Origin of the sequence: Chitinophaga sp. (assembly GCF_039596135.1) — a bacterium.
GTDB lineage: Bacteria > Bacteroidota > Bacteroidia > Chitinophagales > Chitinophagaceae > Chitinophaga.
The window spans coordinates 103,887-122,819 of record NZ_JBCNKH010000006.1 but is presented as its reverse complement, the minus strand read 5'-3'; the positions used below and the strand labels follow the sequence as shown (position 1 = coordinate 122,819).

Sequence of the window (18,933 nt, the reverse complement as noted above, 5' to 3'; positions counted from 1 at the left end):
ATGATGATGCAGGTAATAATTATCGTAACAGGAAGCCTATTACAAATAATACTACCATCCCTATAACCATGGCAAATATGTAAAAACCTACCTGCCCGCTCTGAAGCAACCTTACCTGTTGACTACTCCACTGAACACCACGGCCTACACCGTTCACCAGCCTGTCAATACCGGAACGCTCAATCGCTTCTTCAAAGAAACGGCTCAGCATACCCAGGGGCTTTACTATGATAGCATCGTAAATTTCGTCTACATACCATTTGTTCTCCAGCACTTTCGCAATACCGGTACGTGGCTCACCATCGTCAGTGAAGTTGCGGTACCAGCTGCGCGCCAGGAAAATAGTGATGATTACCAGCACAGAGCTCAGCGCCATCAGCAACCACTCAGTGCTGTGTGCGACCTCAGGCAGTTCAACCTTTTCTGCACCCGCAGCGAAGACAGGATGCAGGTAATGTTCTAACAGGTTCGGTGCACCAAATACTGCTGGTAAACCTACATAACCACCAATCACAGACAGGATAGCCAGTACAAACAACGGGAACGTCATAGCGCCCGGACTTTCGTGCAGGTGATGCTCCTGTTCGTGTGTACCGCGGAACTGACCACAGAATGTCATATAGTACAGGCGGAACATATAGAACGCCGTCATCAGTGCCGTCAGCAAGCCTACTACATACAGCAGTTTGTTGGCAGCAAAGGTGTGGGATAAAATTTCATCTTTTGAGAAAAAGCCTGACAGACCAGGGATACCTGAAATAGCCAGGCATCCGATCAGGAATGTTGCATTGGTGATTGGCATGGATTTCTTCAGACCACCCATCTTACGAATGTCCTGCTCACCGCCCATCGCATGGATCACTGAACCTGAACCCAGGAACAACAGCGCCTTGAAGAATGCGTGTGTCATGACGTGGAATACCGCAGTTGTATAAGCTCCTACACCCAGTGCAAGGAACATATAACCTAACTGTGATACAGTTGAGTAAGCCAGTACTTTCTTGATATCATCCTGCTTCAGTGCAATAGAAGCCGCCAGCACCGCCGTAACCAGGCCAATGATAGCTACTACGTTTTGCACACATGGAGCAAGGGTATACAAAATGTTGCTGCGTGCAATCATATAGATACCAGCTGTCACCATCGTAGCAGCATGGATCAGGGCAGATACCGGGGTTGGACCCGCCATCGCATCGGGCAACCAGGTATACAAAGGTACCTGTGCTGATTTACCCATCGCCCCTACAAAGAAGAGCATTGCGATCGCAGCGAGGGTACCATCACCCTTTGCTACACCCGCAATCTGTGGTAGTACTTCTGAATAATTTACACTACCAAAGTGAACGATCATCAGGAACATACCCAGCAGGAAACCAAGGTCACCAATACGGTTCATGATGAAAGCCTTCTTGGCAGCATTGTTATAATTAGTATTCTTATACCAGAAGCCGATCAGGAGGTAAGAACAAAGTCCTACACCTTCCCAGCCTATGAACATCATCACGTAGTTAGCACCTAATACAAGGATCAACATAGAGAACACGAACAGGTTCAGGTACGCGAAATAACGCGCAAACCCTTCGCTGGTCTCATCGTGCATGTAAGAAGTAGAGTAAATATGAATCAGCGCGCCTACGCCTGTAATGATCAGGAGAAACAGTGTACTTAACTGATCTACCTGAAAGGCAAATGGAATATGCAGGCTGCCTGCAGAAATGAAATCGAACAGTTGTACGGTTACCGCCTGAAAACCCGGCGTACGTACTTCCAGGAACATCAGCAAACTAATCACAAAAGCCGCCAGTATAGCCCCGCTCCCAACGATACCTGCCAGTGATTTGGAGAGGTATCTTCTTCCCAATCCATTCACCAGAAATCCTAATAGTGGTAATAATGGTACCAGCCAAACTAGATTAATCATCTATCAAATACGAATTACGATTACAAATTACGGTTTGCCTTATGGTTAATTCTTCAGACGGTTCATGATATTCACATCTACTGATTGTGAATTCCTGTATACCATAACGATAATGGCCAGACCTACAGCAACTTCCGCCGCCGCCACGACCATGATGAAAAATACAAAGATCTGGGCCCCGGCCGCATCTACTCTTCCCGCATCTGCCCACATTTTAGAAAACGCCACTAACAAAAGGTTCACAGCATTCAGCATCAACTCTACACACATGAAGATGATGATGGCGTTTCTGCGCATCAGTACACCCATCACCCCGATACAAAAGAGCGCAATGCTTAAAAAGATATAATATTGAACCGGCATAAAAATGAATTACAGATTACGATTAATGTTCTTTCTTACCAATCACGACTGCACCGACCATGGCGCTCAAAAACAGGATGCTGCTCACTTCGAAAGGAACAACATATGTTTTGAATAAAGTCTGACCAAGATTAGCGATTAAACCAATATTGTTAGATTCCGGTGTTAATGACGGCAGGCTTGCTTCGCGCAGCGCAGCCAGCAGTACTACCAGCAGTGCACCCCCACTGATCGCCCCTGCATACTTGAGCCAGTTCCGCTTTTGCGGCTCACCCTCGGCATTCAGGTTCATCAGCATGATCACGAACAGGAACAATACCATGATCGCACCCGCATATACAATGATGTGCACCACCGCCAGAAACTGTGCATTCAGCATCACGTAATGGCCGGCTATGGTAAAAAATGTAAGGATCAGGCAAAGGACACTTGTAACGGGGCTCTTACTAAACACTACGCCCAGCGCAGTGATCAGTGAAATAATAGAGAGGACCCCGAAAACGACTTGTTGTAAATTCATTCCCATTGCTATATTGTCTGATTGTTGTGTTTGGAATTATGCATTTTTCTGCTCTCCTGGCAATGGAATCAACAGATCCTGCTTGCCATAGATGAAACCTTCACGTTTGTAATGTGCAGGTGCAAATGTTTCAGAGAGATAAATCGCATCCTTAGGGCAGGCTTCTTCACAAAAACCACAGAAGATGCAACGGAGCATGTTAATCTCATAACGTGCTGCATATTTCTCTTCACGGTACAGATGCTCTTCCCCTGGTTTCCTTTCAGCAGCTTCCATGGTAATCGCCTCCGCAGGACAAGCTACCGCACACAGACCACAGGCTGTACAATTTTCACGTCCTTCCTTATCCCTGTTCAGAATGTGAAGGCCACGGAATACCGGGCTGAACTCACGTTTCTCCTCAGGATAACTTACCGTTGGTTTTTTCTGGAATATATGCTTGAAAGTAATAAGCATTCCTTTTCCAATAGCTGGCAGGTACATCTTCTCCAACATCGTCATCGGTCTGCGATCTACCGGTTTTGCCCTATTCGTTAAAGTTTGCATAATTGATAATGCGATTAAATAAGTTTACAATTTCGTTCTGTTAATGTTGACGCCACAAAATCCAGGCACCTGTGATCAGCATGTTTGCCAAAGCAATCGGGATCATATAATTCCAACCCAAACGCATTAACTGATCGTAACGGAAGCGCGGAATAGTCCAGCGTACCCACATGAAGAAGAAAATGAAGCAAATAGTTTTTATAAACAGGGCAAGTGTACCCAGCAAAGTCAGAATGTTTGGCGATACATGCAGACTATCCATGAATGGGAAAGCATAGCCACCAAAGTACAATGTAGACATCAGCGCAGAGCTGACGAACATATTGATATACTCAGCGAACAGGAAGAAACCCAGTTTCATAGAAGAATACTCCAGGTGATAACCACCGTTCAGTTCATTCTCTGCTTCTGCCAGGTCAAATGGAGAACGGTTCGTCTCAGCAAAAGAACATACCAGGAAAATGATGAAGCCCAGTGGCTGTAACAGAATATTCCATACCCCATGACGCTGCTGCTCCACAATTTCTTTCAGACTCAGTGTACCATTCACCATCAGCAGTGCAATCAGTGCCATACCCATCGCCAGCTCATAGCTGATGATCTGGGATGCCGCACGGATAGATGATAACAGGGAGAATTTATTGTTGGAAGCCCAGCCACCCAGCATAATACCATATACACCTAAGCTCACCACCCCAAAAATGTATAAAATACCAATGTTCACATCAGCCACCTGCAGGGACACAGTATGACCTGCAATGGTCAGTGTATCGCCCCATGGAATTACCGCACTGGTCATACAGGCTACAGTCATAGCCAGTGATGGACCTAATATAAAGAGGAAACGATTGGAGGACCCTGGAATAATCTCTTCCTTGAAAAAGAGTTTACCACCATCCGCCAGCGGCTGAAGCAATCCCAAAGGACCCGCTCTGTTTGGTCCAAGCCTGTCCTGCATAATACCCGCTACCTTTCTTTCGCCCCATGTGGAATACATGGCCACGACCAGAGATATTACCAATACACCAGATATCAGCAGTATCTTCTCAAGAATGAAAAACCAGTCTACTTGCATCAAATACGAGTTATAAAAGTTACTTACTTATTAAAATCATCAGAGTGTGCAGGCCCGTCGATCTGCGACAAATCAATGTTTGGACGGTTTACCTGGCTTATGCTGTGAATATCCATCAGCAGTTTAGGCTTACGGCCATCCAGTACTTCTACCAGTGTATCCTTAGGCTTGTTTACACCTACATAATGGTTAGCAGAAATTACGCTATGACGGTCAATCTTACGTGGACCTTCAATTACCCAGTCTTTTGCTTCCTTCTTATCAAAGCGGCAGGTATCGCAGATGAAATCTTCTACTTCGCCATATTTATCCTTACGGGCAGTTACACGGAACACCTCGTCGCCACGCATCCACAGTACAGTTTTTCCACAGCACTTAGGATTATCGCAATCGCGGTGCGCATTCACCGGTTTCAGGAACCATACACGGTTTTTAAAACGGAAAGTTTTATCGGTCAGTGCACCTACAGGGCATACGTCAATAACGTTACCGATGAAGGGGCTGTTTAAATTCTTGCTCAGGTAAGTGCTGATTTCAGCGTGCTCACCACGGCCCAGTACACCATGCTCACGGTTGCCAGCTACCTGATCGGCAGTGAATACGCAACGATAGCAAAGAATACAGCGGGTCATATGTAACTGGATCTTATCACCCAGGTCTACTTTATCAAAAGTGCGGCGTTTGAATTCATAACGGGTACCATCTGCACCATGCTCATAACCCAGATCCTGCAGGTGACACTCACCAGCCTGGTCGCATACCGGACAATCCAGCGGGTGATTCAGTAACAGGAATTCTACCACGCCTTTACGTGCTTCCAGCACTTCAGGAGAGGTGATGTTTGCTACTTCCATACCATCCATTACAGTAGTACGACAGGAGGCAACCAGTTTTGGCATAGGACGGGGATCAGCTTCCGAGCCCTTCGATACCTTTACCAGGCATGTACGGCATTTACCACCACTACCCTGCAGTTTGGAATAGTAGCACATTGCAGGCGGCACTATATCTCCTCCTATCTGACGGGCAGCATTCAGGATGGTAGTACCTGGTGCCACTTCCACAGAGATCCCGTCGATCTTGACTTTAAAGAGTTTCTGTTCTTCAGCCATTTTGTTCGCTTAAAAAAGGCGCTCGTTCTTTACACGAAACGTCGTGTTAGTATTGTTAATTCTTATACTGCAGCAGGGGCAGCGATTTCCAGCGGATCTGCATAGTGTGCAAGGCCAAAATTGCGTTTCTGCGCTTCTTCAGGATGCAGCACATGCCACTCAAATTCATCGCGGAAGTGACGGATAGCCGCAGCTACCGGCCAGGCAGCAGCATCACCCAGCGGGCAGATGGTGTTGCCTTCAATTTTGCGCTGAATATCCCACAGCAGGTCTATATCGCTCATTTTACCCTTACCGTTCTCGATGTTCTTAAGCACACGCTCCATCCATCCGGTACCTTCACGACATGGGCTACACTGTCCACAGCTTTCGTGGTGGTAGAAACGGGCAAAGGTCAGGGTGTTTTTCACAATGCACTGGTCTTCGTCCAGTACGATGAAACCACCGGAACCCAGCATAGTACCGGTAGCAAAGCCACCGTCAGCCAGGCTTTCGTAAGTCATCATGCGCGGCTCGCCTTTCGCCGTTTTCAGCAGCAGGTTAGCAGGCAGGATAGGTACGGAACTACCGCCGGGAATACACGCCTTCAGGCGTTTTCCATTTGCGATACCACCGCAATATTCATCAGAGTAAATAAATTCTTCTACTGAAATGTTCATCTCAATTTCATACACCCCTGGTTTGTTGATATTACCACAGGCAGAAATGAGTTTGGTACCGGTTGATTTACCAGTGCCATATTTGGCGTATTCTTCACCGCCAATACGAAGAATCGGTACTACGGTAGCCAGTGTTTCCACGTTGTTTACCACAGTAGGACAATCGTATAAACCTTTCACCGCAGGGAATGGAGGTTTGATACGTGGGTTACCACGCTTACCTTCCAGGCTTTCGATCAGGGCAGTTTCCTCACCACAGATGTAAGCACCTGCACCACGTTGTACATGTATTTCAAGGTCAAAACCGGTGCCCTGGATATTTTTACCCAGCCAGCCGTTTTTGTGTGCATCAGCAATTGCTTCTTCCAGGATATCAGGAATCCAGGCATACTCACCGCGGATGTAGATATAACAGGTATTACATCCCAGGGTATAGCTGGAAATGATCAGACCTTCTATCAGCAGGTGAGGAATGAATTCCATCAGGTAACGGTCTTTGAAAGTTCCTGGCTCAGATTCATCGGCATTACATACCAGGTAGCGGGGTACGCCTTCTGGTTTTGCAATGAAACTCCATTTCATACCGGTAGGGAAACCAGCACCACCACGGCCTCTCAGACCGCTTTTTTTCACTTCGTCCAGCACCTGCTCAGGCGTCATGCTTTTCAATGCTTTCTCCGCCGATCCATAGCCGCCGTTAGCCCGGTATACATCATAATACCGGATGTTTTCTATATGTGCTTTGTCAAAAAGTAATTTGCGTCCCATCTTACTATTATGATTTGTAGATTGGCTTTTAGTTTGCGTTTGCCCTGCATTCTGCAATGATGGCATCCACCTTCTCTGGTGTGAGGTGTTCTTTGTAGTGTTTACCCAGCTGCATCATCGGCGCATAACCGCAGGCACCCAGGCATTCTACTGCTTTCAGAGTAAAAAGGCCATCTTTCGTGGTCTCTCCTACTCCTATATCCAGTTTCTTTTTAATATAGTCGATGATGTTGTCTGAACCGCGCAGCATGCAGGGGCCAGTCTGGCACACCTCGAATACATGCTTGCCTACCGGCTGCAGGTTAAACATCGAGTAAAAGGTAGCCACTTCATACACTTCAATTGGCTTTATCTGCAGCAGGGAAGCTACGTAATCCATAGTCTCTGTGCTGAGCCAGCCGCCAAACGCTTCCTGTGCCAGGTGCAGCACGGGAATAAGCGCGCTCTTCTGTCTACCCTGAGGATAGCGGGCGATGATCTCCTTTACTTTATTCAGCTTCTCTTCTGAAAACATATTCTATAGTTAAAAAAACAAAAAGGCGTTTCGTTTGCTTTATGCATCCAGCTCACCTGCTATCAGGTTCAGGCTACTCATACAGATCAGGGCATCACTCAGCATGGCGCCTTTGATCAGTTCACCATAAGCCTGGTAATAAATGAAGCAGGGACGGCGGAAGTGCAACCTGTAAGGACTACGGCCACCATCACTGATGAGGTAAAAGCCCAGCTCCCCGTTGGCACCTTCTACAGCATTGTACAATTCGCCTGGTAAAATATCGGATTCACCCATGATAATCTTGAAGTGATAAATGAGTGCTTCCATTTTGGTGTATACATCACTCTTTTCAGGCAGGTAATACGCTGGAACGTCTGCATGATATACATCAGCAGGCAGACCTTTCACTTTATCCATCGCCTGACGGATAATGCTGAGACTTTCCCACATCTCGCCGTTACGAACCAGGAAACGGTCGTAACAGTCACCAGTGGAGCCTACAGGTATAGAAAATTCAAAATCTTCGTAAGAGGAATAAGGATGTGCTACGCGTAAATCGTAATCCACACCGGCAGCACGCAGGTTCGGACCGGTAAAGCCATAGTTCATCGCTCTTTCAGCACTGATCGGACCTACCCCCTGTGTACGCTCCATGAAAATACGGTTGCGGTTCATCAGGGTTTCGAACTCCTTCAGGGCCTTAGGAAACTCTACCAGGAACTTTTCGATTTTCTCGAAAGCAGCGGGTGTAAAGTTTCTTTCAAAACCACCTACACGGCCAATGTTGGTAGTGAGGCGGGATCCACAGATTTCTTCGTAGATCTCATAAGCCAGCTCACGCCAGCGCATGAGGTACAGGAAACCGGTAAAGGCACCGGTATCTACCCCTACTACCCCATTACAGATCAGGTGATCACAGATGCGTGCCAGCTCCATGATGATCACACGCAGGTAGTCCACACGCTTAGGAGTTTGAATACCCAGCAGTTTCTCTACGGTAATGTGCCATCCCATATTATTAATAGGAGAAGAACAGTAGTTCAGACGGTCTGTAAGAGGAGTAATCTGGTAGTAAGGACGGCGTTCAGCAATCTTCTCGAATGCACGGTGGATGTACCCCACAGTAGATTCGGAGCTGACAACACGCTCACCGTCTATTTCCAATATATTTTGAAACACCCCGTGTGTAGCAGGGTGGGTAGGTCCGAGGTTGAGGGTTTGTGTAACCCGTTCAATAGATCCTTCCGGAAGTGTAATATGTTGCTCTGACATGATCAACGAATAATTAATTATATGCCAATATGCCCGCCGCGGCCGAACATTTCATCATCTTTATCTATACGCGTCTGGTCTTCCAGTGGGAATTCCTTACGCATCGGGAAGTAATCCATCTCCTCCACGTTCAGAATACGCTTCAGGTTTGGATGCCCTACGAAGTTGACCCCGAAAAAGTCATACGTTTCACGCTCCATCCAGTTTGCAGCTTCAAACAGGCGGGTAGCGGTAAACACTCTCGGATCTGCCACACTGGTATAAACCTTCATACGCAATCTTACACGCTGGGCAAAATTGTAGAGATGGTATACTACTGCCAGCTCTTCTCCTGTACGATCAGGATAGTGCACAGCAGTGAGGTCTGTTAAAAAACGAAATTGCAGCTCCTCATCATCGTAAAGGAACTGCATCACTTTCAGGTTCAGATCTTTAGGTACTGTAAAATTTAACATCCCAAAGGTTTCTTCCACCTGTGAGACAGCCTCACCAAACTTGTCGGTTAGTCGTTGTTTAATATAGTCGTTAGTCAAGGACATTGCAGTGTATATTTAAGATCACAGATACAGGAGTAAAATGTATAGTGATCTTTATTGTATGCCGTAGGAATTCAACAGTTCTTTGTACTTATCGGAATGGCGGCGACGCAGGCTTTCCTGGCCAATCAGGTCCTGGATACGCATAAAACCATCAATAATTGCTTCAGGACGTGGAGGGCATCCTGGCACATATACATCAACCGGAATGATCTGGTCGATACCCTGTAATACGGAATAGGTGTCGAATACACCACCGCTGCTGGCGCAGGCGCCTACAGCCATTACCCAGCGTGGCTCAGCCATCTGCAGGTATACCTGGCGCAATACAGGACCCATTTTCTTGGAAATAGTACCCATTACCATCAGCAAATCACACTGACGGGGGGTAAATGCCATCCTCTCTGCACCAAAACGCGCCAGATCATAGGTAGACGCCATGGTTGCCATGAATTCGATTCCACAGCAGGAAGTGGCAAAAGGCAGCGGCCAGATGGAGTTCTTACGTGCCAGACCTATCGCTTTGTCAAACGAAGTCGCAAAAAAACCTTCCCCGGAATATCCCTCAGGGATTTCCACTGTCTTCACTTTCGTATTATACTGAACCGGACGTGCCATAACCTTTCAGATTTAAAATTTCAATATCAGATTTGACCTTTAACAGGCACAGCTTCACATAGGGCTGTGCGCCATATTATATTAATCTTCCCATTTCAGGGCTCCCTTCTTCAATATATAAAGGAAACCTACCATAAAAAATGCCACAAACATTAACATGGCTACAAATCCTTCCCAACCCAACAGGCGGAAATTAATCGCATAAGGATAGAAGAAAATGACTTCCACATCGAAAAGTACGAACAGGATAGCCACCAGGAAATACTTAATAGCTACCGGCTGACGGGCGTTACCGTGTTGCTCAATACCACTTTCAAAGGTAACAAGTTTGTCTTTGGTTTTCCTTTTTGGACCCAAAAAGTGGGTGGCGAACATAGTGAGACCTACAAAACCCAGAGCAGCTATTAACTGTAATACAATAGGAAAATAGCTAAAAGGAGTAGTTGCTGACAATAATACTGTGTCTATAAACATAAGCTTCCCTATAAATCGTTCATCAGAATGAGCAAAAATAGGCTAAGTCTAGCAATATTCAAATCTATTGAAGGATTAAAATATTATGTTTTTTCCCCAACCGGAAATAAAAAAACCCCGGCAGTCGCCGGGGTTTTCTATTTAAAGCTAAGTTCGCTTATTTCTTGTTTCCCTGAGAAGCTGGTTTGGAGCTGGATTTAGCCCTATTTGCCAGGTTTTCCTTGATCGCAGCAACAGTAGCGTTGTTAGGATCGATGGAAGATACCTTGTCCATCCAGATCTTCATGTTCGCATCGTCATCCTTGTTGTAATAGTAGATCATCAGGTACTGGTAAGGGAACATCAGCTGGCTTGGCTTCAGTTTCTCATCACCTTTGATCTCAAACAGATGCTGGAAGTATGGCAGTGCAGCACCCTCTTTCGCTTCAGGATCTTTCGCCATGTTTGCACGACCTCTCCAGTAAGTACCCAGTACTTCCTGTGTAGGATATTTAGCTACGAACTGCCCCCAGGTAGAGTCTGCCTGATCATACTCATGTGCGTAGATTTCCATGGTACCTTTCCAGAACATATCCTGGATTTTACCGGTATTCTTCTCATCAGGGAATTCATTTACCAGTTTACCATACCATTCAGCTGAACGTTTGCTGTCGCCCATTGCTTTGAAGGACTCAGCTACGCTTCTGTATTTATCTGCATCTTTAGTAGTGTCAGACAGTGCATATTTCTCCAGATAATTTGCAGCCAGGGCATCATTCTGTGCTCTCTGTGCAGAATCACCTACGTTTGCCTGGTATACAGCACTCAGCAGCTTGTAGTCGTTAGCTACCAGTTTGGATTCACCTACTGCTTTTACGTAAGCTTCCAGTTCGGTTTTAGCGGTAGCAGTATCACCTTTCTGCAGGTAAGCATCAGCCAGCAGGCGGGTAAATTTACCCTTGTTAGCTTCATTTGTCTGCGGTAATACAGATTTAGCTTTGCTGATAGCAGCATCGTAATCTTTCTTAAAGAAGGAGATAGCAGCCAGGTTATACTCGTTTTCCAGTTTACCGGCACCTTCACCTACCACGCTCATATATTTCTCCAGGTACTTAGCTGCATTTTCCAGTGACAGCTGAGCCTTGGTTGGAGTAATATAGAATTCGTACAGCTGGTAGTAAGCAGGACCATAATTAGCATCCATGTTGGTGGCTTTGGTCCAGTCGTTTACAGCATCCTGCAGCAGCTTGGCATTGTAGTTTACAATACCTTCTTTCATGGTAGCTTCAGCACTGTTAGGATCCAGCTCTAAAGCTTTCTCATAAGTGTTGATTGCTTTACCACCATTTTCACCACCCAGCATACGGTAAGCATCACCCAGCTCGATATAGTCAGCAGCAGTAGCTGTATAAACTTCTTTTTTCTTACGGCCTTCGTTGTTCAGCAGTTTCTCCATTACACTCGCAGCATAACCACGGTCACCACCTTTAATCTCAGAGTTGGCATCTGCAATCGCACGGGCTACATCGCCATTGCGACCTTCTGTTGCAGCACTTGCAGCTTCAAACTTCTGCTTTGCAGCAGCAGCATCACCTTTCAACAGATCCAGTCTGCCCATACCCACCTGCAGTAAAGGGGAAGTAGGCACAGCACTCAGACCTTTCTGAAAGGTAGCAGCAGCACCATTGTTATCACCCAGACCCAGCTGAGCGATACCGAGATAATAATATGCTCTTTCGTCATTAGGTTTGGCGGCAATAACTTTCTCCAGGTCTTGTTTGGCTGTTTCATACTTGCCATAATACAGGTCTTTCAATCCATCTTCTACAGATTGAGCCATTACGCCGTTCGCGACGCACAGCATTGCAACAATTAAACTTTTCCGTCTGTTCATGAGCAATCCGGTTTTTTAATTTTAGTTGTGTTAGTTTTTTACTTGATGTTCGCTTCCCTAAACACGATGTTCAATCTCGCAGGGAACAGTTTGAATTTACCTATCACCATCTGTCCTTCTTGTCCTCCCAGGAAGGTTGCGAACCCGGACCCCAATCCACCGTAAGGCTCTTTTAAACAAAAGAATAAACCTCTTTTCAGCGGGTATGAACCGAGAGCAATATATGCCTGATATGGTTTTACAAATTCTGAACCATTATCAGCACGCACCTTCACTACGTTCACCTTGTTTGTAAATTCTATCGCCTGGGCATCGTTGGTATCTGAGATCCAGCTTACCCCGATTACTCCCAGTGCATCTTTTGATTTAGCCACGTAGTCAATCACTTCAGGATTGGTTTTCGCCGCCATTACGTTCTTTGGCAGGGCCTTCCCCTTGTTAATTGAATCCTGGATATATCTTACCGTACTTGAATTCGAATTGTCGAAAATGATTTGCCACTTTTTTTCCGTGTCGGTTCCGTCCATGATATTGCGCACCTGGTCCAAAGTGAGGATAGAATCCGGATTACTATGGTTGGTAATCAATGCTACGCCATCCCAGGCGAGCAACATACTTTGTGGCGATATCTTAACTTTTTTCAAATAATCCAGCTCCTGCTGATTGAAGTCCCTGGTTACGAGGATCAATCGTGCACTGTCGGCCATTAGGTCTCTGAAACAGTCTACTTCGGGCTTGTATTCCGCAATGATATGAGCTTTCGGATAAAGTGACTCAAAAACTTTTATTTCCGACTCAATCAGCGGCCTGTATGTCTCGTCTACACTTATTCTGATAGTACCGGAAGTTGGCGTATCCTGGGCCTGATCAGATTTGTTGTTCGACGTACAGGATGACAAGATAATCATTGTCGCTAACAATGCGATATAATTCCGGTTCCTTTTAATGATACTGGTAAACATATGCCTGACTATTAAATCGTTAATTCCTGTTAAAAAATGTATTCTTAACTCCCCGGTACACGCGGAAAATACCATAAGCGATCAGGATCCCTCCAAATATATTGAGTACAGTCTGCGATACCCGGAACTGACCCAAACCGAGCCGTTCCGCAAATATTGCAAATAATCCAAAGAGCATAAAAAATAACCCTCTAATTAACTCTCCAAGTGAGCGATAATCGATGCTCATATTCCTTTTACCAGATCTTTCGTTTTCCATCAGCATTGTTGCGAATTACAATTATACAAAAAAAAATTTCTAAACAAATACCTGTTCTATTAGAAGATTGTCAAGAAAAATGGGTTGCATGCTGAACGTATAACTGGAAAATCCGCCACTAGCGCAGGTTTAGTAAACGTCAGGCATTCATACATTTTTTCATATTCAATCTACAGCTAATTATGAACGAAGTTGTTAAAACCTTGTTAATACTAATACGAATCAAATTTCCCTCTATTTGCAGTATATACGAGAATAATCCTCATCATAGTATCACATAATTATTATATAGATGCTACATAATTTAAATTCCATAACCCATGCCAGTTATACTGCACCGGGCCTGACAGTGGCCGGATTCCCGCCCTGCGGGCCTTTTGGCAAAATTGAGGTGGATTAATAAAATAATGTTAAAATCTTGTAGGTTTGCGGCAATTATGAAAATATTAATGGTTTGCCTGGGTAATATTTGCCGCTCCCCCCTGGCGGAAGGCATCCTCAGGCATCTGGCAGACGAAAAAGGACTGAACTGGGACATTGATTCAGCCGGCACTGGCAACTGGCACGTGGGCGATCCGCCAGACAGACGCTCTGTAAAGGTGGCCAGGCAGCATGGCATAGATATTTCCGGCCTCAGAGGCCGCCAGTTCCAGGTAAGCGACTTCGATGAATTTGACCGCATCTTCGTTATGGACCTGGACAATTACCGCGATGTGCTGCGCAAAGCCCGCACCGAAGCGGACAAAGAAAAAGTACAGCTGCTCCTTGATAACCAGGAACCTGTACCCGACCCATGGTACGACGACGCCCTCTTCGAACCTGTATATAATATGATCTATAAAGCCTGCCAGCGCATAGTGGCAAGGTACTGATATATAAAAATCAAAACGATGATAAAACCCAGTATACCAAAAGGTACCCGTGATTTCGGCCCTGTGGTAGTAAGGAAAAGGCAGTATATTTTTCAGACGATCCGCGAAACATTCGAACTGTTTGGCTTTCAACCACTGGAAACCCCGGCCATGGAACAAATGGATACCCTGACCGGTAAATATGGTGAGGAAGGAGATAAACTGATTTTTAAAATTCTTGATAACGGCGATATACTGGGCCGTGCCCAGCAAGCAAAAGATAGCCGTGAACTGGGCATATTGCTGTGCGAAAAAGCATTGCGCTATGACCTCACTATTCCTTTTGCAAGGTTTGTAGTGATGAATCAGAACGATCTGGCATTTCCTTTTAAAAGATACCAGATGCAGCCGGTATGGCGTGGCGACCGCCCTGCCAAAGGCCGCTACCGCGAATTCTACCAGTGTGATGCCGATATCGTAGGCAGCAATTCCCTGATCAATGAGATCGAATTGCTCATGATTTACGATACCGTATTCACAAAACTGGGGATGGAAGGGTATGAAATCCGCATCAACAACAGAAAAATTCTGGGTGCATTGGCGGAAGTAGCTGGGAAACCTGAGTTATTGACCGATATCACCATCGCTATCGACAAACTGGATAAAATAGGTCTGGATGCTGTAAAACAAGAACTTGCCGAACGTGGCCTGAACGATAGCGAAATCGCAATTATTTCAAATTTCCTCAACATTGAGGGGAATAATGAGGAAAAATTGCAACAATTAGGCGAACTGTTCAAAAATTCTGAAACCGGTAAAAAAGGTATTGAAGAGCTATCTTATGTATTACATACGCAGCCGACAGCCTTTAAAACCACGCCTATATTAGATGTAACGCTTGCCCGTGGCCTGAACTATTACACAGGCATGATCGTGGAGGCAAAAGCACCGGCTGCCGTAAAAATGGGTAGCATCGGCGGTGGTGGCCGCTATGACGACCTCACTGGTCTCTTTGGCCTGCCTAACCTCTCCGGCGTTGGTATCTCCTTCGGCGTAGACCGTATCTATGATGTGCTGGAAGAATTACAGCTCTTCCCCGCTACCGCCCAGCAAGGTACCCAGGTACTTATCTTCAATATGGACGCCAATACCACAGGTATTGCCTTCCCAATGCTGACCAGCCTCCGTGCCCGCGGTATCTCCGCTGAACTCTACCACGAGCCCGCCAAAATGGATAAGCAAATGAAGTATGCAAATAAGCGCGGTATCCCATATGTAATCATCATGGGAGAAAGTGAAGTGCAGGAAGGTATGCTCAGTATCAAAAACATGGTGAGCGGAAAACAGGAAAAAGTGGCTGCATCTGCATTGCAGAGCTATAGCTTCGAGTAAACCAACATATTACAGGCTTCATCCTCAATAGGATGAAGCCTGTCTTCGGCATACTTTTCACAGGGTAAATAGTATGCGCCCAAATAGAACAATATATATCGCCCTGACAGCGAACCTCCTGATTGCCGTTATCAAATTCATCTCCGGCTTTGTTACCCACAGCACCGCCATGTTCTCCGAAGGAGTGCACTCCCTGGTAGATACCGCCAACCAGCTCTTACTCCTCCTTGGCATCCGCCTCAGCAGAAAATCTGCCGACGCCCGGCGGCCATTTGGCTACGGCAAAGAACTCTATTTCTGGTCCTTCATCGTTTCGTTATTGATCTTTGCCATCGGCGGCAGCATCTCTATCCTCCAGGGAATTAACCACCTACGCCATCCCCTGCCACCACACAATCCATTCTGGAACTATATTGTGCTGGCTTGTTCTTTCCTCTTCGACGGTAGTTCCCTCGTAGTGGCTATAATAGATTTCAAAAAGGTAAAAGGTGAAAAGTCGTGGTGGACAGCAGTACATCAGAGTAAAGACCCCTCCAGTTTCCAGGTATTATTTGAAGACAGTGCCGCCGTATTGGGAGTGATAGTTGTCGCTATTTTGCTTTACCTGGGCCACAAATTCAATAACCCTTATTTAGATGGTGTCGCTTCTCTTTTTGTTGGGGTGCTGTTAACAGTGGTTTCTGTTCTGCTGGCCCGTGAAAGCCGTAGCCTCCTCATGGGCGAAGGCATTGCCCCTGGCACACAAGTCAAAATACGTAGTATTGTGGAAAATGATGAGGCAATTGAAAAGTTACTGCAGATCTTCTCTACTTATCAATCTCCTGAAGAAGTAATGTTATTGTTATTGGTACGTTTCAAACACGATCTGGATACACAGGCTATCACAGATGCCATTTCACGTGTAAAAGCCGCTATCAGAAATGATTTTCCATTTGCTCATTATATTATTATAACTCCGGGAGAATAATCTCCCCCCGCAACAGTACGAGCAGCAACCCGCTAACAGTACCAATCAATATCCCTCCAACAGTTCCAGTCGATATCTCCCCAACAGTTCCGGTCGATATCACCTCCAACATTACCAGTCAATACCTCCTCCATCAGTACCACCTCCCACAATGCCACCCTTCCCCCCTCCAGCGTCAGCCGGAAAAAAAATCCCCCCTTCCTTGCTGCCGCAGGCCACCCAGTAACCAAAAGGGCCGCTCTCTCAAGCAGCCCTTTAAATTATTTAACCTTATTAAACGCCTCTAACCCCTTCTTCAACCAATCCGCATACTTATCCACATCCGGCGTATACCCCACCGGCGTAGTCAACAACTGCTCATCCGGACTAATCAACACATAATACGGCTGTGAGTTATTAATAAAATTCTCCGTCTGCATCGTCGCATACTTATCCCCAATCGTCTTAATCTCTTTCTTCTGCCCATTACTCGTCGTATACAAAAACTGCTGATCTTCCGGCAATACCTTCCTGTCATCCACATACAATGACACCAGAATATAATCCTCTTCAATCAAATGTTTCACTTCTTCCGTCGTCCACACATTCTCCTCCATCTTACGGCAATTCACACACGCCCAACCTGTAAAGTCAATCAGAATCGGCTTATGCTGCGCCTTCGCCATCTCCAGCGCCTTCTCATAATCATTCACCACATTCGCCTCCACCCCTTTCGCACGATTATTATAAACGCTATAACTCAATGGCGGTGGAAAACCACTAATCAGTTTACGATTCGCCCACTTTGTATTACTCAGTCCGGGCAACATATAAATAGTCAGTACCCCAAAAACAATAATAAACACCCAACGGGTAATGCTAAACTTCTTAATTGGTGAATCATGCGGGAATCGGATCTTACCCAACAGGTACAATACTATCAGGATACCACAGATAATCCACACCGCAAAGAAAATCTCTCTCTTCACAATCCCCCAGTGCTCTACCAGGTCAGCATTAGAAAGAAATTTCACCGCCATACCTACTTCAATAAAACCCAATACCACCTTCACTGAAGATAACCATCCACCGGATTTTGGCAAGGCACTCAGTAAATTAGGGAACAACGCAAACAACGCAAACGGCAATGCCAGTGCAAAACCAAATCCCGCCATACCCGCTGTGAGCTGTACGGCGCCACCATCAGCTGATAACGCACCTGCCAGCAATGAACCCAGAATAGGACCTGTACAGGAAAATGATACCAGCGCCAGTGTAAGCGCCATAAAGAAAATACCTACCAGACCACCTACACCTGATTTAGAATCTACCTTGCTCGCCAAACTACTTGGAATGGTAATTTCAAACACCCCGAAAAACGAAATGGCAAATACAATGAAGATCACAAAGAACACAAGGTTCAACCACACATTGGTAGAGATATTATTAAATATCTCCGGCGCAATGCTGTTCAGGAAATAAAATGGTGTGCTCAGTAATACATAGATCGCGAAAATGAAGAAACCATATGTCACCGCATTTGCTACCCCTTTCTTTCTGTCTTGTGACTTTTTGGTGAAAAAAGACACGGTCAGTGGAATCAGCGGGAACACACAAGGAGTTACCAGCGCTACAAAACCACCAATCAAGCCTAACAGGAAAATACCCCACAGGCTTTTCTTTTCATGCACCTGCTCACCAGTTATTATCACCGGCTGATCCAGCTTGATATTGCTACGCTTCAGCGCGTTTACCGCATCAGCAGAAGCTTCCTGCAAACCTGCCGCTACGTTGACCAGTGTACCCGAAGCATCTGCCTTGAACTTGAATTTAAATTCTTCAGGACCACCTATTTCCTCGCCCTTCTGGAACATATAGTTCACAGCACCTTCCAGGTTTTTTACATCTCCGTTCAGGTGAACAGCTACGTTCAAAACCACCTTGTCTTCAAAGAATTTCACCTCTGCATTGTCCAGCAGCGGCTCTTTCACCTGTTTCAGGCTACCTTCTTCTGTAATAGTGCCAATGGTGGCCACACTGTCTGCTACCACACGGGTATTCACCTGGTCATCAGGCATGGTGGTGGAGAATACTCTCACACCTTTTTCAATAGTTCCTGCAAAGTGCAGCACATAATCCTGCGCACCCTTCTTCTCTGCTGTATATTGCCAGTGGACCACAGAGTCGCTCTGCGCGTGCACCCCAAAGGCTGTCGCAATCAATATAATGAATGTAAGCAACTGCTTCATATAGATAATAGGATTTAGGGACTGCTTCCCCTTTCAAACAA

At 45.8% G+C, this 18,933-nt stretch carries 18 protein-coding genes; 3 read left to right on the top strand and 15 right to left on the bottom strand.

The window, feature by feature from the left end; genetic code table 11:
• Window positions 1-19: 19 nt before the first annotated feature.
• The 14 genes from nuoL to ABDW16_RS06635 all read right to left on the bottom strand — a co-directional run bounded on the left by nuoL (window position 20) and on the right by ABDW16_RS06635 (window position 13,195).
• A complete protein-coding gene (nuoL, locus tag ABDW16_RS06700) occupies window positions 20-1,921 on the bottom strand; it encodes an NADH-quinone oxidoreductase subunit L (RefSeq protein WP_343668572.1) in 1,902 nt (633 codons plus the stop codon).
• 45 nt (window positions 1,922-1,966) lie between these two features.
• A complete protein-coding gene (nuoK, locus tag ABDW16_RS06695) occupies window positions 1,967-2,284 on the bottom strand; it encodes an NADH-quinone oxidoreductase subunit NuoK (RefSeq protein WP_116853914.1) in 318 nt (105 codons plus the stop codon).
• Window positions 2,285-2,306: 22 nt separating this feature from the next.
• Window positions 2,307-2,804 carry an NADH-quinone oxidoreductase subunit J gene (locus tag ABDW16_RS06690; protein ID WP_146965376.1) on the bottom strand — a complete coding sequence of 166 codons (498 nt, stop codon included), beginning with the start codon at window positions 2,802-2,804 and terminating at the stop codon, window positions 2,307-2,309.
• Between the two features lie 36 nt (window positions 2,805-2,840).
• A complete protein-coding gene (gene nuoI / locus ABDW16_RS06685; protein WP_343668569.1) occupies window positions 2,841-3,350 on the bottom strand; it encodes an NADH-quinone oxidoreductase subunit NuoI in 510 nt (169 codons plus the stop codon).
• Between the two features lie 40 nt (window positions 3,351-3,390).
• Window positions 3,391-4,425: an NADH-quinone oxidoreductase subunit NuoH gene (gene nuoH, locus ABDW16_RS06680; protein WP_343668567.1), complete on the bottom strand. Its 1,035-nt coding sequence runs from the start codon at window positions 4,423-4,425 to the stop codon at window positions 3,391-3,393.
• Window positions 4,426-4,448: 23 nt separating this feature from the next.
• Window positions 4,449-5,537: a 2Fe-2S iron-sulfur cluster-binding protein gene (locus ABDW16_RS06675; protein WP_343668566.1), complete on the bottom strand. Its 1,089-nt coding sequence runs from the start codon at window positions 5,535-5,537 to the stop codon at window positions 4,449-4,451.
• A 62-nt stretch (window positions 5,538-5,599) separates the two neighbouring features.
• On the bottom strand, window positions 5,600-6,964 hold the full coding sequence (gene nuoF, locus ABDW16_RS06670; RefSeq protein ID WP_343668565.1) for an NADH-quinone oxidoreductase subunit NuoF: 1,365 nt from the start codon (window positions 6,962-6,964) through the stop codon (window positions 5,600-5,602).
• A gap of 28 nt (window positions 6,965-6,992) precedes the next feature.
• The gene (gene nuoE / locus ABDW16_RS06665; protein ID WP_343668564.1) at window positions 6,993-7,478 is read right to left on the bottom strand and encodes an NADH-quinone oxidoreductase subunit NuoE; all 486 of its coding nucleotides are present in this window, start codon (window positions 7,476-7,478) and stop codon (window positions 6,993-6,995) included.
• Window positions 7,479-7,517: 39 nt separating this feature from the next.
• A complete protein-coding gene (locus ABDW16_RS06660; RefSeq protein WP_343668562.1) occupies window positions 7,518-8,732 on the bottom strand; it encodes an NADH-quinone oxidoreductase subunit D in 1,215 nt (404 codons plus the stop codon).
• 17 nt (window positions 8,733-8,749) lie between these two features.
• Complete coding sequence (locus ABDW16_RS06655; RefSeq protein WP_343668561.1) at window positions 8,750-9,271, bottom strand: NADH-quinone oxidoreductase subunit C; 522 nt, start codon at window positions 9,269-9,271, stop codon at window positions 8,750-8,752.
• A gap of 51 nt (window positions 9,272-9,322) precedes the next feature.
• Window positions 9,323-9,886, bottom strand: a complete 564-nt coding sequence (locus tag ABDW16_RS06650; protein ID WP_343668560.1) for an NADH-quinone oxidoreductase subunit B — start codon at window positions 9,884-9,886, stop codon at window positions 9,323-9,325.
• An 81-nt stretch (window positions 9,887-9,967) separates the two neighbouring features.
• Complete coding sequence (locus ABDW16_RS06645) at window positions 9,968-10,360, bottom strand: NADH-quinone oxidoreductase subunit A (RefSeq protein ID WP_343668559.1); 393 nt, start codon at window positions 10,358-10,360, stop codon at window positions 9,968-9,970.
• Window positions 10,361-10,517: 157 nt separating this feature from the next.
• A complete protein-coding gene (locus ABDW16_RS06640) occupies window positions 10,518-12,233 on the bottom strand; it encodes a tetratricopeptide repeat protein (protein WP_343668557.1) in 1,716 nt (571 codons plus the stop codon).
• Window positions 12,234-12,271: 38 nt separating this feature from the next.
• Window positions 12,272-13,195 carry a substrate-binding domain-containing protein gene (locus ABDW16_RS06635; protein ID WP_343668556.1) on the bottom strand — a complete coding sequence of 308 codons (924 nt, stop codon included), beginning with the start codon at window positions 13,193-13,195 and terminating at the stop codon, window positions 12,272-12,274.
• A 696-nt stretch (window positions 13,196-13,891) separates the two neighbouring features.
• Between ABDW16_RS06635 and ABDW16_RS06630 the strand changes: the two genes are divergently transcribed.
• The 3 genes from ABDW16_RS06630 to ABDW16_RS06620 all read left to right on the top strand — a co-directional run bounded on the left by ABDW16_RS06630 (window position 13,892) and on the right by ABDW16_RS06620 (window position 16,664).
• Window positions 13,892-14,326, top strand: a complete 435-nt coding sequence (locus ABDW16_RS06630; protein ID WP_343668555.1) for a low molecular weight protein-tyrosine-phosphatase — start codon at window positions 13,892-13,894, stop codon at window positions 14,324-14,326.
• An 18-nt stretch (window positions 14,327-14,344) separates the two neighbouring features.
• Window positions 14,345-15,697, top strand: a complete 1,353-nt coding sequence (gene hisS, locus ABDW16_RS06625; RefSeq protein ID WP_343668553.1) for a histidine--tRNA ligase — start codon at window positions 14,345-14,347, stop codon at window positions 15,695-15,697.
• A gap of 73 nt (window positions 15,698-15,770) precedes the next feature.
• Window positions 15,771-16,664, top strand: coding sequence for a cation diffusion facilitator family transporter (locus tag ABDW16_RS06620; protein WP_343668552.1), 894 nt, complete (start codon window positions 15,771-15,773; stop codon window positions 16,662-16,664).
• 260 nt (window positions 16,665-16,924) lie between these two features.
• Here the strand turns inward: ABDW16_RS06620 and ABDW16_RS06615 are convergent, their stop codons facing one another.
• On the bottom strand, window positions 16,925-18,892 hold the full coding sequence (locus ABDW16_RS06615) for a cytochrome c biogenesis protein CcdA (RefSeq protein WP_343668551.1): 1,968 nt from the start codon (window positions 18,890-18,892) through the stop codon (window positions 16,925-16,927).
• Window positions 18,893-18,933: the final 41 nt, after the last annotated feature.